Genomic DNA, 13,363 nt, shown 5'->3' on the forward strand with positions numbered 1-13,363 from the left:
AGCTGGTGCGATCACCAAATGTATGTGAAACATTGAAAATTTCACAGTACAGCATAATTGGCCTCCTTATATATTCAGTAGGTTAATGGATGATGGCAGTGTAGCGGGGATTTTACGGCCCGGCAAGCGCGGGCAGAATGGCAGGCCGGGAGGCATGATTGCCTGACCCGGCCTGTTCTTTAGATAGACGTTCTGCGATAGCTGCGGTATTCCGGCATCCAGAAGTTGTCGTCAATGGCCTGCTGCAGCGCATCGGCGGAGGTTTTCACCGCCACGCCTTGCTGCTGTGCCATTTTTCCTACTGCGAAAGCGATCGCGCGGGACACCTTATGAATGTCTTTCAGCTCTGGTAACACCAGGCCTTCACCGTTATTCACCAGCGGTGAGTGTTTCGCCAGGGTTTCGCTGGCTGACATCAGCATTTCATCGGTAATGCGTGACGCACCGGACGCGATAACCCCCAGACCAATCCCCGGGAAGATGTAGGAGTTGTTGCACTGCGCGATCGGATAGGTTTTATCCTTCCACACCACCGGGTCGAACGGACTGCCGGTTGCCACCAGTGCGTTACCTTCGGTCCAGGCGATGATGTCCTGCGGCGTTGCTTCTACACGGGAAGTCGGGTTAGAGAGCGGCATCACGATAGGGCGTTCACAGTGCTTGTGCATTTCGCGAATAATCTCTTCGGTGAAGAGACCGGTTTGCCCGGAAACGCCGATAAGAATGTCCGGCTTCACGTTGCGCACCACGTCCAGCAGGGAGAGCACCTCGTTGTCGGTATCCCAGTTTTTCAGATTCTCGCGTTTCTGAACCAGTCGGGTCTGGAACGGCAGGAGGTTAGGCATACCGTCGGTCAGCAGGCCGAAACGGTCAACCATATAGACGCGGGAACGGGCCAGTTCTTCATTCAAGCCTTCGCGCTGCGTCTGAGCAATAATCTGCTCGGCAATACCGCAGCCCGCAGAGCCTGCCCCCAGGAAGACGATTTTCTGGTAGCTCAACTGGCTGCCTGCCGCACGGCTGGCGGCGATCAGCGTCCCAACGGTCACGGCGGCGGTGCCCTGAATGTCGTCGTTGAATGAGCAGATGTCATCGCGGTAGCGATTCAGCAGCGGCATGGCGTTCTTCTGCGCAAAGTCTTCAAACTGCAGCAGCACGTTCGGCCAGCGTGCCTTAACGGCCTGGATAAAATCATCAACAAACTGATAATACTCATCGTCGGTAATGCGCGGATGACGCCAGCCCATGTACAGCGGATCGTTGAGCAGCTGCTGGTTGTTGGTACCCACATCCAGCACTACCGGCAGGGTGTACGCCGGGCTGATACCCCCACAGGCGGTGTACAGGGAGAGCTTACCGATTGGGATCCCCATTCCGCCAATACCCTGATCCCCGAGGCCGAGAATACGTTCCCCGTCAGTCACAACAATGACCTTGATGTTGTGGTTCGGCACGTTCTGCAGAATATCGTCCATATTGTGACGGTTCTGATAAGAGATGAATACGCCGCGGGAGCGACGGTAGATCTCAGAGAAACGTTCACACGCCGCACCCACCGTTGGGGTGTAGATCACCGGCATCATCTCTTCGAGGTGGTTCTGAACCAGGCGATAGAAGAGGGTTTCATTGGTGTCCTGAATGTTACGCAGGTAGATGTGCTTATCGATTTCAGTCTTGAAACCCTGATACTGGATCCACGCACGTTCAGCCTGTTCTTCAATGGTTTCCACCACTTCGGGCAGCAGACCAAGCAGGTTGAAGCTGCTGCGCTCTTCCATGCTGAAGGCGCTGCCTTTGTTGAGCAGGGGGAATTCCAGTAAAACCGGACCGGCATAAGGGATATATAAGGAACGATGTTTTTTCAGTTTGTTGTCCATGTCACTCACTCTTTTTTTGAAGATCCGTCCCTGACACTGCTGTTTGTCATCTTTCTGGCCTGTGCGGTGGGGTGCGGTCAGGCGGTATTATAAAGGAGCTAAATGTTAATTACCGCAACACATAAACAAAAACACCATCGGTTTTGCCGATGGTGTTCAGGATCTCTTACTGGAACTTACTTGCCAGCGTGGCGTTTTCTGCCGGTGGCATGGGTGACTTGCGTTTCACTGTCGCCCTCAATCACCACTTTACGTTGGTTAGAAAGCTTGTAGTTCAGTCCCAGAATATGGCGTGCCTGACGGTTCGATTTCATCTTTACTCCTCAATCCTGTTGATAGTTTTAAGGACAAGTTTGCTTACGCAAACGAAATGTAACCCCTTAGGTTGCAGATCCAGCTTAGCAGGTTTTTACAAAGAGGCATTCTGTCCACTGACCACGTAGTTAATGGTCTGTTGGTAGATGTCACTGAGGATGTCATTGTCTGTGGATTCCACCCATTTGGTCAGTTCCATCAAAATGTCATCTTCAGTCACAGCACCGTGTTCGGCGTGAAGACCTTGTGCGATCGCGTTAACGAGTTCAGGTTGTGCTGCTGCGGTATTTGCCGGGTAATAAGTAAACATGCTGCCTCCGTGTCGTTGTCTGTGTAATGGTACGGCTCGCAAAAAATGTAATTCACAAACAGAATGGCAAATATTTTCCTTGCTGTGTCTAAGATTCATCTTAGAAATAAAAATGACATAAGTGCATGCTTTTAGACACTTTTAGAAATGGAGGAATAATGACAGGGGACGAGGGGGAATATTTTGATGCTGCTCCTGCTATCCGAGAAAATAGCAGGAGCAGAGATTAATTTACCATTTCATTTCGCCGGTATTCACTTTCGCACTTAATTCCAGCGAGCTCTCTTCGGCAAGGCCCGGATACGCTTTTTTCATGGCGCTAATGACGCCAGCAGAATCTTTGTGATTAGCCAGCGTCTGCTCGAACCGCTGCAGATATTCACGGGTAAAATCGATAGCGCCGGTACCTGACGGTGGCGTCCCCAGATAGTGACCCGGGATCACGCGCTCCGGTTTGTGCGCTGCCATGTTTTCCAGCGTGTCCTGCCACTGCTGGCGACGCGCCCTGGTCTGGGTATCGGCCGTCCACAGATGGATGCCCCATGAAACGCCCGTGCCGCCAAGAATCGTCTTCGCTGACGGGATCCAGACATAGGCCGCGTAGCTGTCTGGTTGTTCAATATCGATTTTCTCACCATCAACCATAAACGTGGTGGAGGTCAGCACCTGGGGAACGATCAGCGTTGTTGGCGCGCCGTCTTTCATCTGTGGGCCCCAGAAGGCCAGCTTGGCATCTTTGGTGGCCTTGATATGGTCAACCACCTGCTGAGTCGCCACGACTTTCGCATTCGGGAACGCTTTAACCAGCGGCTGCAGACCAAAGTAGAAGTCCGGATCGCCGGAGGTGATCACAATCTTGTTCAGGGTTTTACCGTTGCGGCGAATTTTCTCCACCAGTGCTTCACCGTCTTTCACGCTGAACTGCGCGTCAAACAGGACGGCCTCTTTCGGGCCGGACACCAGCGTCGACGAGACCGCAAAAATGCCTTTCTCCTGCGGGTTCCAGGTATCAATGGTCAACGGTGCGGCAAAGACCGCCGGCGTGAAGAGGGTGCATAGCAGTGCAAGGCGAGTGAGCTTCATCATCATGTCTCTTTTTATCAGGAAAGACCCTATTGTACCGAACTCTCCATTTGCCAGAATTCCTGAAACAAGACATGCTTAGTTTCATAAATCGAGCAAATGGAGCGTTATATGGATCGCGTTATTGCCGCACAGGTCTATAACCGGATTTGCGAGCTGGGAAGTTTGAGTGCCGCAGCCCGTGCGCTGGGCATTTCCCGGCCCATGGTAAGCCGTTATCTTGAGCAGATGGAGAAGTGGGCGGGGACCCGGCTGGTGAACCGCTCAACGCGCAAGCTGACGCTGACCGCAGCAGGGGAAAAGGTACTGCAGAAAACGCGTACCCTTTCGCAACTGTCGCAGGAGATTGAAGGCCAGTCGGAGAAAGATTTACCTTCCGGCACCTTACGGGTAGCCTGCGCGCACTTTACCGCCATGCACATGATTGCGCCGGTACTGCCCGGGCTGCTGGCGCGTTATCCGCAGCTCAGAATTGAACTGGATGTGAATAACCATCCCGTGAGTCTGGTGGGCGAGCGTATTGACGTAGCCGTGCGAATTACCGATAACCCGGAGCCGGGGATGATTGCCCGCAGGCTGGGCGAGTGCCGTTCGGTGCTTTGCGCCTCGCCGGACTATCTTGCGCAGCACGGCACGCCCGTGACGCCTGAGGATTTGGCGCAGCACAATTGTCTGCATTACAGCTTCTTTGCGGGTCAGTCGTGGCATTTTGTGACGCTGGAAGGCGAAAGCGTGAGCGTCGCGGTGAGCGGCAATCTTAGCGCCAGCATCTCGTCGTTGTTGATGGACGCGGCGGTTAAACATTGCGGTATTGCAATGCTGCCCGAGCACGAAGCGCAAGGGGCGCTCGAGCAAGGGCTGCTGGTCCCGGTGCTAACAGACTTAGTCCCTAAGCCGCTCGCCATTCACGGGATTTACCAGTCGCGGGAATATCAGCCTGCGGCCCTGCGCGTCTTTCTTGATGAAATTGCAGGGCATCTGAACTGATGCCCGCGCAGTGAGCCTGTGGCTTATTTCGTCGTCAGCCAGGGCGACGTCGTGCTCCAGAAAATAATATCTGCGCCGAGATACGCTTCTGCGAACTGAACAAATTCATCTTTGGTGAAGGGCTTGCCGGTAGCCGGGTTTCTGTAGGTAAGCGTGGGCTCCTGAACGGCCATGGCGACCAGCGGCAGTTTGTTTTTATACTGGTTAAAGAACGGATAGGCGTTTTTCATTTGCGCCTTGCGGTTGGGAACAATATCCGGTCCGCCAAGCCCGATACTATGGGCACTGGCGTATTCAAACAGCCGCCCCATGTAATTATGGTCATTGTTCCATTCACACGGCCAGAAGTTCACATATTGTACGATATGGGATTGCGTGAAAACCTTTCGCGCAAAGGTGAGGTTTTCCATTTCTCCGGCAAAATAGTTGTCGCACGAAAATCCTGTCGGCGGCTTTTTCTCATCAAGGTCAATCGCGGTTTCAGGTAAGTTCACACCGTAAACCTGGCCATCAAAACGCTTCGCCAGCGCTGCCAGTAAGGCCTGATACCGCTCACGCACGGCAGGATCCCACTGCCGGGCTACCCAGCCTGAACCTGTTGGTTTCCCTTCACCAGGGTTGTCAAACTGCGGAGAAATACCGCCGCTGTACTTCGTGTCTGCCATCAGATAATCAGGGACATACCGGGCATCTTTTTCGAAGAAGCGATCCTGAATTTGAATAAACAGCTTTTTATTGCTGGCCTTCAGGCGCGCCAGGTCTCGCTCTATGGATGAGAAGTCATATCTGTTTTTCTCCGGCTCCAGTGCACGCCAGTTATAAACGATCTGCGCGCCACCGATATCACGACGGGCGATAAGCGCGGCGGCGGCATCAAGGTCGCCCGAGCTGGTATAGATAAAATTCTCCGGCGTGCTGGCAAAGAGGGGGAGCGTCACGGCGAGCGTGGTCAGCGCCACGACAGTCCTGGTGTTTAGCATCATAGGCCTTTCCCTTTTGATGGTTCGAAGTGATGTATCGCATCAACGCTAACCAGAATACTCTGTGTTCCAGGACGCGTCAGATCTCTGGTCTATACTTAACCCTTTGTAAGCCAAAAGGAGAGCAAGAATGACAATTCATAAGCACGGTTCAGCACACTGGTCTGGCGATATTAAACGCGGAAAAGGAACTGTTTCTACCGAGAGCGGCGTTCTCAATCAACAGCCTTACGGCTTCAACACCCGTTTTGAAGGCGAAAAAGGGACCAACCCGGAAGAACTGATTGGTGCCGCACACGCAGCCTGTTTTTCGATGGCACTGTCGCTGATGCTGGGTGAAGCAGGCTACACCGCCGATTCCATTGATACCACCGCCGACGTGTCACTGGATAAAAAAGGGGGCGGTTTCGCCATTACGAAGGTCGCACTGCAGAGCAAGGTTACTGTCCCTGGCATTGACCCTCAGCAGTTCGATGGCGTTATTCAGAAAGCGAAAGCCGGCTGCCCGGTTTCACAGCTGCTGAACGCGGAAATCACGCTGGATTACACGCTCAATTAAACCCCAGCCGGGTTAACACCCGGCTATCCCTTCAGCGCGGCAGGAAACACCTCTGCCAGCCAGGCGATAAACACTCTCAGTCGATGTGTCAGATGCCGGTTCTGCGGATAAACCACATGAAACGGATAAGCGTCAGGTCGCCAGTCACTAAGAATTTCAGTTAACGTCCCCGCCTGTAAATGCCTTTTTGTCGAATACTGAAACGTCTGAATAATGCCTAAACCTGCCACCGCCGCCGCCAGATGAGCATTGCTTTCATTGACCCCAAGGAAGTGCGGAATACTTATCTCCAGCCTTTCTCCCTTTTCCCTGAAGCGAAACGGGAACGCCCGACCGGTGACGGGAGAAAGGTAGCTAATCAGCTTATGGCCATTGCACAGTTCCCGCGGATAGGCTGGTACGCCATGATATTTTAAATAATCAGACGTCGCGCAGGTGACCATTTCAGCGTCACCCAGATGACGGGCAATAAGGGAGGAGTCGTCCAGAGGGCCGCCGCGGATCACGCAGTCAACGTTACCGCTGATCAAATCTACGGGCCGGTCGGCCACGCCAAGATCGATGCGTATTTCCGGATAACGCTGCATAAAATCCGGGAGCAGGGGGATCAGCACGTCGCGCGCGGTTGAACCGCCCACATCCACGCGCAGATGGCCTTTCGGCGTCGCGCGAGAAACGCGAAACGACGTATCGATATCTTCAATATCAATCAGCACCCTGAGCGCTTTTTCATAGTACCCGGCACCTTCCGGTGTGGTGACTACCCGTCGTGTCGTGCGGTGTAAAAGCCGGATCTCCAGGTGCGCTTCGAGCGATTTCACCAGCTTGCTCAGGGTGGCGATAGGCATATTCAGAGAATCAGCCGCACGCGTAAAACTTCCGGTTTCCACCACCCGCGTAAATGCGCGCATTGCCATGAGCTGGTCCATTCGTACTCCGGATTATTTCCACCTGTGAATAGTGATTTTCATTTTTGCCCGTTTTTCATTAATCCTGCAACCGATAGAGTTTATTCAACGCAAGCGAAAACCTCTTCAACCGTTTTTGCGGGCATCCTGAAAACATGATTAAAGGTGAATAACATGAATACGTCTCTCGCAGGTAAAATTGCCCTGGTTACGGGCGGTAGCACAGGTATCGGTCTCGCCACCGCGCAGGAACTGGCGGCCCAGGGCGCGAAGGTTTATATCACCGGACGTCGTCAGGCGGAGCTGGACGCTGCCGTTGCACAAATTGCCACCGCGGCGGTCGGCATCCGTGCGGACGTCTCTCAACTTTCCGACCTCGATAAAGTCTATGCGCAGATTGCAAAAGACGAAGGGCGTCTGGATATTCTGTTCGCCAATGCGGGTGGTGGCGACATGCTGCCGTTAGGCGCTATCACTGAAGAGCAGTTTGACCGCATCTTTGCAACCAACGTTCGCGGTGTACTGTTCACCGTGCAAAAAGCGTTACCGCTGTTATCAGCCGGATCGTCGATCATTCTGACCGGATCCACGGTGTCCATTAAAGGAACCGCAAACTTTAGCGTATACAGCGCCAGTAAAGCCGCCGTGCGCAACTTTGCCCGTTCGTGGGCGCTGGATTTGCAGGGGCGCGGTATTCGCGTCAACGTGGTGAGCCCGGGGCCCATCAAAACCCCAGGGCTGGGTGACCTGGTGCCGGAAGAACATCGTCAGGGGCTGTATGACGCGCTGGCCGCCCAGGTGCCGCTGGGACGCTTAGGCGCGCCGGGGGAAGTGGGGAAAGCGGTGGCGTTTCTGGCCTCAGATGCAGCAAGCTTTATCAACGCCACCGAACTGTTTGTCGACGGTGGAATGGCGCAAATTTAAACGTGAAACAGCGCCACCCTGCGTGGCTACTCGCTCAGATTGCGCCAGCAGCGCACGCTACAGCCCTCAACTGAAGGCTGTAGCGACTGCGGGCGCTCGCACCCTTGCGCTGCCTGCGGACAGCGGTCCCGGAAAAAACAGCCGGTGGGAAGGTGACGATTGCCAGGAAGCTCTGTTTTACGCAGCGCCAGGTTTTCATCCAGCGGTTCACCGGTTCTGGGAACGGAATCAAGCAGCAGCCGGGTGTAGGGATGGCGCGGCCTGACAAGGACCTGATCGGTGGTACCCAGCTCCACGATCTGGCCCAGATACATCACCGCCACACGATCGCTCATGTGCCTGACCACCGAGACGTTATGTGAGATCAACACATAGGTGAGGTTCCGTTCCTGCTGCAGTTTTACCAGCAGGTTGAGGATTTGCGCCTGCACGGAAATATCCAGCGCGCTGGTGGGTTCGTCGAGCACGATGATGTCTGGATTGGACGACAGCGCCCGGGCGATAGCAATGCGCTGGCGCTGCCCGCCTGAAAAGGCATGCGGTAAACGGTCAAGATATTCCGCACGAATACCCACCTGCATCGCCAGCGTCTCTGCAAGCTGGCGCCGTTCGCGTTCACTGCTGCGTTTTTGCACCCACACCGGCTCGGTGATGATGCGCCACACCGGTAAACGCGGGTCGAGGGACGAGAGCGGGTCCTGAAAAACCATCTGCATGCCGCCCGCGTGATGCGTCCGCTGATAGTCGCCGGTGCTGGGCCTGAGCATGCCCATCAATAGCTGTGCCAGCGTGCTTTTCCCGCAGCCGGATTCCCCAACAATGCCCAGCGTTTCGCCGCGACGGATCTGCAGGTCCAGCCCATTGAGGGCATTCACCTGTTCCGTGACGCGGCCCAGCCAGTTTTTGCGCGCGGGAAAGTTGACATGCACGCTATCCAGTTCAAGCAAAATGTCAGACATGGTGTTTCTCCCGTTGCGGGTACCAGCAGGCAGCCATCTGGCCCTCTGCACCATTAGGAAGCAAGCGCGGTGCCTCACTGCATTTCGTCCCGGCGGCAAAGCAGCGCTCGCGGAACGCGCAGCCTTGTGGAAGCTGGCTGAGATTAGGCACCGTGCCGGGAATGGCCGGAAGCAACTCGCGCGGCGCACCGTTTTCAGGTGCACATTGCAACAGGCCGATGGAGTAGGGATGAACGGGATGGTGGATCAGCGTTTGCGTGGCACCGCTCTCAATTACGCTTCCCGCGTACATCACATACATCCGGTCACAGAGCTGGGAAACCACGGCCATATCGTGGCTGATAAACAGCACCGAGGTTCCGCTGGCCCGCGCCTTGTGCTTCAGCAGACGCAGTACCTGCAGCTGCACGGTTACATCCAGCGCCGTGGTCGGCTCGTCGGCGATGATAAGCTCAGGCTCGCAGGAGAAGGCAAGGGCGATCATCACTCGCTGACGCATGCCGCCGGACAGTTCAAACGGATAACGCGCCATCACCGCTTTCGCGTCCGGGATTTGCATCTCCTCCAGCAGGGCAATCGCTTTTTGCTGCGCCGCGCGACGGTCGAGCGGCTGATGCTGGCGGATCACCTCCACCATTTGCTTACCAATCCGCCGCGTTGGGTTCAGGGCGGTCATGGGCTCCTGAAAAATCATCGCCACTTTTGCCCCGCGCCACTGGCGAAGCTGTTTTTCCGATGCGGTCAGAACATCTTCTCCCAGCAATGTTACCTGACCGTGATGAATTCGGTAGCTGCCTTCCGGCAACAGGCGCATGGCGAGCATGGCGGTAACTGACTTTCCCGACCCCGACTCGCCCACTACGCCGACAATCTCCCCCCGTTTAATCTCCAGCGAGACGTGGTTCAGCGCATGAACCTCACCGCGGTATATCGGGAAACTCAGATGTAAATCCTCGATGGTTAAAACCGAGTCGGTCATGATTGTTTCCCTCCTGATTTCGGATCCAGCAGGTCGCGGATGCCGTCACCAAAAAGATTAAAGCCCACGGCGGTAATCAAAATGGCCGCGCCAGGAAAAGCGCAATACCACCACTGGTCAAGTACATAGTTGCGCCCTACGGCAACCATCGCGCCCCATTCGGCGGTGGGTTGCTGTGCGCCCAGACCGATAAAGCCCAGCGTGGCGGCCATCAGAATGGCGCTGCCAATATCCAGCGAAGCCTGCACAATCAGCGGCGGCAGGGCGTTGCGCAGAATATGCCAGCTGATTAAATGCCAGCGTGATGCGCCGAAGGTGCGGGCCGCCTGAACATAGGTAAACTGGCGCACGACAAGGGTTTGCCCGCGTGCCAGACGCACGTAAAACGGAATACGTACAATCGCGATGGCGAGCATTGCGTTAAACAGGCTCGGCCCCAGCGCCGCCGCCAGCGCCATGGTCAGCACCAGCGAGGGAATGGAGAGCATCACGTCCATAATGCGCATAATAATGGCGTCGCCGCGCCCGCCCAGCACGCCAGACAAACAGCCCAGCAGCGAGCCAATACCACCCGCAATCACCACGACGGCCAGCCCCGCGCTGATCGACTGCTGGCTGCCGGCGAGCACCCGGCTGAACAGATCGCGGCCAACCTCATCGGTGCCAAACCAGTGTTCGGCAGACGGAGCCTGCAGACGCGCGGTCAAATCCAGCGCATTGGGGTCATGCGGCACAATCCACGGTGATGTCACCATCAGCAGGAGCATCAGGATCATGATCGCGGCGCCAATCAGCGTGAGGGGGCTTTTACGCAGCATCCAGAACAGTTTTGCCCAGTTGATGCCTGCTTTCGCTGTTTTAACCGGGACGGGCGTTTCCTGAGTCAACATCATTCGGCACCTCCGCGCCCGATTCGCGGGTCAACCCACAGATAGAGCAGATCGACCACCAGATTAACCAGCACATAGGCCAGTGAGACCACTACCGCGAAGCCCATGACGGCAGGGAAATCGAGTGCCTGAATAGAGGTGACGACCCAGGCGCCCATTCCCGGCCAGGCAAAGACGGTTTCGGTGAGGACTGCGCCATACAGCAGATCGCCCAGTGCCAGTCCAAGCACGGTAATTGACGGGATCATCGCATTGGGCAGGGCATAGCGCAGCACGATGTACCAGCCGGGCAATCCGCTGGCGCGTGCGGTTCGTATGTAATCTTCACTGAGCTGCTCCAGCATGGCCGAGCGAACCTGACGCGCCACAATGCCGAGATGAACAAATGCCAGCGTCATCGAAGGTAAAATCAGATGCTGCAGGGCATTGAAAAAGACCTCCCCGTTGCCTTCCAGCAGCGCATCCACCAGATAAAAGCCGGTAACGCGCGTCGGCGGATCGAGCCAGTCGTCAAGCCTTCCACCGCCCGGCAGAAGTTGCAGATGCCCGTAGAAGAGGACAATCACTCCCAACCCAAGCCAGAATGCGGGCGTTGAAATGCCCGTCATCGCCATTAAGCGCACCAGATGATCCAGCCAGCGGTCACGGTAGACCGCCGATAAAATCCCCAGCGGCACGCCGATAACCAGCGCCAGCAGCAGGGAACAAAAAGCCAGCTCCAGGGTGGCCGGGAAAAAGGCCTTCAAATCTTCCGCAACCGGTCGCCCGGTGCGGATAGAGGTGCCTAAATCGCCATGGGCCAGCGCATCCACATAGCGACCAAACTGGATATACAACGGTTGATCCAGCCCCAGCTGCTGGCGGATACCTTGCACAATGTCGTCGCTGGCGCGGTCTCCGGCCAACAGGCGGGCCGGATCGCCGGGGATCAGGTGTGAAATAATAAAGGTGATGATACAGACACCGGCCACCACCAGGATTAACCCCCAGCAGCGCTGGCGCACAATGCTCCAGAACGTCATACACTTTCCCCCGGCGAGAACCGTTATTTACTCATGGTGGCAATGTTAAAGACCTGCTCCAGCATTGGATTAAAGGTGAAGCCTTTCACCTCTTTGTTCATCGCCAGCTGGTAGTTCTTCTGGAACAGATACACGTAGGCCGCCTCGTCGATCACCACCTTCTGCGCCTGCTGGTAATCGTGGGTACGCTCCGCCTGATCGGTGGTTTTCAGAGCTGCCTTCAACAGGTCGTCAACCTCTTTGCTCTCGTAAAACGAGCGGTTACCCGGCAACCCTTTTTTGTCCGACTCAAACCAGTAGTTCATGAACATGTACGGGTCGGCAAAGTCCGGGCTCCAGTTGCCAATGGCGATGTCATAGTCACCTTTCCCGACACGATCGCGCATGGTGGCGTTAGCCAGTTTTTCCAGCTTCACGTTGATGCCGATCTTGCCGAGGCTCGCCTGCGTGGACAGGGCGATCGGCTCCCAGTTGGGGTCGTTGTCTGAATAGAGGAATGTCAGGCTTGTCGGCTTGTCTTTGACTTTCTCCAGCGCGGCTTTGGCTTTGGCCTCGTCAAAGCTGTACTGCATTGCCGTGGCGTCAAACCCCCACATGCCGTCCGGTATCGGGCCGCGCATCTGTTTACCATTGCCGCTCAGGATGCCTTTCACCATCCCCTGATAATCCGTTGCCCAGGAGACGGCCCGACGTAAATCCACCTGATTGAGCGGGGCTTTGCTGTTATTCAGATAAAGATAGGTCACGCGCAGGGACGGATATTCCGCCACCGCCACTTTGCCTTCTTGCTTAAGGGCTGAAAGCTGATCGACGGGCAGTGAATCGGCGATATCCAGATCGCCACGGGAAAGCTGCAGGCGGCGTGAAGCGCTTTCACCAATAATTTTCACCGAAACGCGCTTGAAGTGCGGCTTCTCACCCGCCCAGTGTGGATTCGGAACGAGCACCAGCTGCTGACCTTTCTGCCAGCTTTTCAGCATGAATGGCCCGGACCCGGCGGTGTTTTGCGCTAAATAACCGCGTGCATCATCGGCAGCGTTCGCCTTTAACACCGCCGGGTTAACGATCGACGCACCGTCGTTGGCCAGGGTGTAGAGGAACGGGGCAAACGGCTGGCTGAGGGTGAATTTCACCGTGTGCGGATCGACCGCATCAATTTTGAGATCTTTCGGGAACGCTTCAGACGGCCCCTGGCTAAGCTTCAGCAGACGTTCAAAGGAGAGTTTTACCGCCTCGGCAGTAACCGGCGTGCCATCGGCGAATTTTGCGTTATCGGTAAGGGTAAAGGTCCACTCTTTCTGATCCTCTGACGCTTTCCAGCCCGTTGACAGGTCGCCCTCCACCTCGGTGGAGCCTGGCTTGTACTTCACCAGACGCTGATAGGCGGGGTAAGTCACCGTCCAGTCGTTGTTATCAATGGTCACCGCCGGGTCGAGCGTTTGCGGGTCGGCCGCTTTCCCGATCACCAGCATATCTTTCGGGACGGCAGCCAGCGCAACCGGGGCGCTGAGTGCCAGCGAGGCGGCGATCAGGGTAGTAAGAAGCGTTGTTTTCATGGCAGTGCTCCAGT

The 13,363-nt window shown here is 55.8% G+C and carries 14 protein-coding genes; 3 read left to right on the forward strand and 11 right to left on the reverse strand.

All coding sequences use genetic code 11. The features are described from left to right. Positions 1 to 179: 179 nt before the first annotated feature. The 4 genes from BJP35_RS23645 to BJP35_RS23660 form a co-directional block, all read right to left on the reverse strand. On the reverse strand, positions 180 to 1,877 hold the full coding sequence (locus BJP35_RS23645) for an NAD-dependent malic enzyme (protein ID WP_086463587.1): 1,698 nt from the start codon (positions 1,875 to 1,877) through the stop codon (positions 180 to 182). A gap of 176 nt (positions 1,878 to 2,053) precedes the next feature. Further along, positions 2,054 to 2,191 (reverse strand): stationary-phase-induced ribosome-associated protein, encoded by a 138-nt coding sequence (gene sra / locus BJP35_RS23650; protein WP_013096533.1) that lies wholly within the window; start codon positions 2,189 to 2,191, stop codon positions 2,054 to 2,056. Positions 2,192 to 2,286: 95 nt separating this feature from the next. Beyond that, complete coding sequence (bdm, locus tag BJP35_RS23655; protein WP_020884080.1) at positions 2,287 to 2,502, reverse strand: biofilm-dependent modulation protein; 216 nt, start codon at positions 2,500 to 2,502, stop codon at positions 2,287 to 2,289. 231 nt (positions 2,503 to 2,733) lie between these two features. Next, a complete protein-coding gene (locus tag BJP35_RS23660; RefSeq protein WP_086463600.1) occupies positions 2,734 to 3,585 on the reverse strand; it encodes a Vmh family MBL fold metallo-hydrolase in 852 nt (283 codons plus the stop codon). Between the two features lie 111 nt (positions 3,586 to 3,696). On the opposite strand from BJP35_RS23660, the gene BJP35_RS23665 reads away from it, so the two are divergent. Beyond that, the gene (locus BJP35_RS23665; RefSeq protein ID WP_020884082.1) at positions 3,697 to 4,572 is read left to right on the forward strand and encodes a LysR family transcriptional regulator; all 876 of its coding nucleotides are present in this window, start codon (positions 3,697 to 3,699) and stop codon (positions 4,570 to 4,572) included. Between the two features lie 23 nt (positions 4,573 to 4,595). On the opposite strand, the gene BJP35_RS23670 is transcribed toward BJP35_RS23665, so the two are convergent. Further along, a complete protein-coding gene (locus BJP35_RS23670) occupies positions 4,596 to 5,555 on the reverse strand; it encodes a hypothetical protein (RefSeq protein ID WP_047744696.1) in 960 nt (319 codons plus the stop codon). Positions 5,556 to 5,682: 127 nt separating this feature from the next. Here BJP35_RS23670 and BJP35_RS23675 point away from each other — a divergent pair, with 127 nt between their 5' ends. Further along, positions 5,683 to 6,111, forward strand: coding sequence for an OsmC family protein (locus BJP35_RS23675; RefSeq protein ID WP_047744695.1), 429 nt, complete (start codon positions 5,683 to 5,685; stop codon positions 6,109 to 6,111). Between the two features lie 23 nt (positions 6,112 to 6,134). On the opposite strand, the gene BJP35_RS23680 is transcribed toward BJP35_RS23675, so the two are convergent. Beyond that, positions 6,135 to 7,040: a LysR family transcriptional regulator gene (locus BJP35_RS23680; RefSeq protein WP_025204143.1), complete on the reverse strand. Its 906-nt coding sequence runs from the start codon at positions 7,038 to 7,040 to the stop codon at positions 6,135 to 6,137. 153 nt (positions 7,041 to 7,193) lie between these two features. Here BJP35_RS23680 and BJP35_RS23685 point away from each other — a divergent pair, with 153 nt between their 5' ends. Further along, positions 7,194 to 7,943: an SDR family NAD(P)-dependent oxidoreductase gene (locus BJP35_RS23685; protein ID WP_020884087.1), complete on the forward strand. Its 750-nt coding sequence runs from the start codon at positions 7,194 to 7,196 to the stop codon at positions 7,941 to 7,943. Between the two features lie 26 nt (positions 7,944 to 7,969). On the opposite strand, the gene BJP35_RS23690 is transcribed toward BJP35_RS23685, so the two are convergent. From BJP35_RS23690 to BJP35_RS23710, 5 genes are read right to left on the reverse strand one after another with little or no spacing between them, the layout of a single operon-like run. Next, the gene (locus tag BJP35_RS23690; RefSeq protein WP_086463588.1) at positions 7,970 to 8,902 is read right to left on the reverse strand and encodes an ABC transporter ATP-binding protein; all 933 of its coding nucleotides are present in this window, start codon (positions 8,900 to 8,902) and stop codon (positions 7,970 to 7,972) included. Then, a complete protein-coding gene (locus BJP35_RS23695; protein ID WP_047744694.1) occupies positions 8,895 to 9,881 on the reverse strand; it encodes an ABC transporter ATP-binding protein in 987 nt (328 codons plus the stop codon). The genes BJP35_RS23690 and BJP35_RS23695 overlap by 8 nt, the downstream gene beginning before the upstream one ends. Then, complete coding sequence (gene ddpC / locus BJP35_RS23700; RefSeq protein ID WP_020884090.1) at positions 9,878 to 10,774, reverse strand: D,D-dipeptide ABC transporter permease; 897 nt, start codon at positions 10,772 to 10,774, stop codon at positions 9,878 to 9,880. The genes BJP35_RS23695 and ddpC overlap by 4 nt, the downstream gene beginning before the upstream one ends. Then, positions 10,771 to 11,793, reverse strand: coding sequence for an ABC transporter permease (locus BJP35_RS23705; RefSeq protein WP_014170162.1), 1,023 nt, complete (start codon positions 11,791 to 11,793; stop codon positions 10,771 to 10,773). Before BJP35_RS23705 ends, ddpC begins: the two co-directional genes overlap by 4 nt. Before the next feature lie 23 nt (positions 11,794 to 11,816). Continuing rightward, positions 11,817 to 13,349 (reverse strand): ABC transporter substrate-binding protein, encoded by a 1,533-nt coding sequence (locus BJP35_RS23710; RefSeq protein ID WP_086463589.1) that lies wholly within the window; start codon positions 13,347 to 13,349, stop codon positions 11,817 to 11,819. Positions 13,350 to 13,363 lie beyond the last annotated feature (14 nt).

The organism is Enterobacter sp. J49 (assembly GCF_002148625.1).
Taxonomy (GTDB): domain Bacteria; phylum Pseudomonadota; class Gammaproteobacteria; order Enterobacterales; family Enterobacteriaceae; genus Enterobacter; species Enterobacter ludwigii.

Bases quoted from the DNA above. Each gene is read 5' to 3' on its own strand.
- sra (WP_013096533.1), bottom strand. From the start codon at position 2,191: ATGAAATCGAACCGTCAGGCACGCCATATTCTGGGACTGAACTACAAG.
- BJP35_RS23660 (WP_086463600.1), bottom strand. From the start codon at position 3,585: ATGAAGCTCACTCGCCTTGCACTGCTATGCACCCTCTTCACGCCGGCG.
- BJP35_RS23695 (WP_047744694.1), bottom strand. From the start codon at position 9,881: ATGACCGACTCGGTTTTAACCATCGAGGATTTACATCTGAGTTTCCCG.
- BJP35_RS23665 (WP_020884082.1), top strand. From the start codon at position 3,697: ATGGATCGCGTTATTGCCGCACAGGTCTATAACCGGATTTGCGAGCTG.
- BJP35_RS23645 (WP_086463587.1), bottom strand. From the start codon at position 1,877: ATGGACAACAAACTGAAAAAACATCGTTCCTTATATATCCCTTATGCC.
- BJP35_RS23690 (WP_086463588.1), bottom strand. From the start codon at position 8,902: ATGTCTGACATTTTGCTTGAACTGGATAGCGTGCATGTCAACTTTCCC.
- bdm (WP_020884080.1), bottom strand. From the start codon at position 2,502: ATGTTTACTTATTACCCGGCAAATACCGCAGCAGCACAACCTGAACTC.
- BJP35_RS23705 (WP_014170162.1), bottom strand. From the start codon at position 11,793: ATGACGTTCTGGAGCATTGTGCGCCAGCGCTGCTGGGGGTTAATCCTG.
- BJP35_RS23680 (WP_025204143.1), bottom strand. From the start codon at position 7,040: ATGGACCAGCTCATGGCAATGCGCGCATTTACGCGGGTGGTGGAAACC.
- BJP35_RS23670 (WP_047744696.1), bottom strand. From the start codon at position 5,555: ATGATGCTAAACACCAGGACTGTCGTGGCGCTGACCACGCTCGCCGTG.
- BJP35_RS23685 (WP_020884087.1), top strand. From the start codon at position 7,194: ATGAATACGTCTCTCGCAGGTAAAATTGCCCTGGTTACGGGCGGTAGC.
- BJP35_RS23675 (WP_047744695.1), top strand. From the start codon at position 5,683: ATGACAATTCATAAGCACGGTTCAGCACACTGGTCTGGCGATATTAAA.
- ddpC (WP_020884090.1), bottom strand. From the start codon at position 10,774: ATGATGTTGACTCAGGAAACGCCCGTCCCGGTTAAAACAGCGAAAGCA.
- BJP35_RS23710 (WP_086463589.1), bottom strand. From the start codon at position 13,349: ATGAAAACAACGCTTCTTACTACCCTGATCGCCGCCTCGCTGGCACTC.